The 1025-nt window shown below is 70.2% G+C and carries 3 protein-coding genes; all 3 read right to left on the bottom strand.

Features of this window, described 5'->3' with window-relative positions; genetic code table 11:
- Window positions 1-230, bottom strand: a 230-nt coding sequence (locus JK363_RS41335; RefSeq protein WP_307822121.1) for a pilus assembly protein TadG-related protein, incomplete at its 3' end; no start/stop codon positions are given.
- Entirely contained in the window at window positions 227-661 is a 435-nt protein-coding gene (locus JK363_RS41330) for a TadE/TadG family type IV pilus assembly protein (protein WP_307822120.1), read from the bottom strand. The genes JK363_RS41335 and JK363_RS41330, both read right to left, overlap by 4 nt.
- On the bottom strand, window positions 658-1025 hold a 368-nt coding region (locus JK363_RS41325), incomplete at its 5' end, for a TadE/TadG family type IV pilus assembly protein (protein WP_236076584.1). The genes JK363_RS41330 and JK363_RS41325, both read right to left, overlap by 4 nt.

Here is a 1025-nt window from a genome sequence, read left to right as displayed (position 1 = left end):
ACGCTGCGCAGCCGGCCGACGTCGAGTTGCTGGGCACCTGTTCGGGCCGCCTCCTGTGCCACGTCCAAAGCACGGGCTTTGCCAGCCAGGGCCAGTCCGCCGTCGACGACGATTCCGGCGAACAGCCACAGTGCGGCCACGATGCCGACCACGAACGCGGTGACCTGCCCGCGGTCCTGGTTGGTCGCCGCCTGCTCGCGGAGGCGTTGGATGAGTGCTGGTCGTTTCACCGGGTGCTCCGATGCACATCCACCGGGGAGTGGGCGGTCTGGTGGAGGGTGATCCGGCCCGGCATGCGAATGCGGGTGAGGTCAGTCAGCGTGACGGTGCAGCTGATGTGTGCGGTCACGGTGCTGCCCGGCTGGAGGCCGCTGGTGGCGAGAGTGACCTTGGCCTGTGAGCATGCGGTGCCGGCATGATCCAGGGAGGCGTGCGCGGTGCGCCGTGCGGTGGTGAGGGCTTGGCCTTGGGTGCGGGCGAGGGAAGCTGCGCGGGCGGTCTGGTGGGCTGTGTCCGCCACCATGAGCCGGGCGTCGGTCATGCGTCCCAGCGCGACAACGGTCATCAGGACGAGCAGGAGCAGGGGTGTGACCAGGACGAATTCGACTGCTGCTGAGCCACGGTCCACCTTCGTTCCGGCGTGGCGCGGTGTGTTGCTCACGACGGTCCTCCGGCGGGGGTGGTGATCCGCTCGACCGCGCCGGAGGCGGTGCCGTGCGCGGTCAGATGCAGGCCCGGCAGAACGGGCATCACCGTGCCTTTCACCCGCACGGTGGCCTGGGTGGGGGTGCGGTGGACCGTCACAGAGGGGGAGGTGAGGACGCGGCTTCCGAGTTGGGCCAGGCTGCGTAAGCCCCAGGCTCGGCCTTGTGCTGCGGTGCCGTGCTGGACCCGGGCGGCGGCCAGGGCGCGTTCGGCCGTGTAGTGGGCGAGGTGCCGCGCGTGCCAGGCCAGGGCAAATTGGACGATCAGCAGGGCGAGTATCAGGAGGGCGGGGACGGTGAGGACCAGCTGGGTGGTGGCGA

This window comes from Streptomyces coffeae (genome assembly GCF_016741875.1).
Classification (GTDB): domain Bacteria; phylum Actinomycetota; class Actinomycetes; order Streptomycetales; family Streptomycetaceae; genus Streptomyces; species Streptomyces coffeae.
This window is presented reverse-complemented; position numbering and strand designations above follow the sequence as displayed.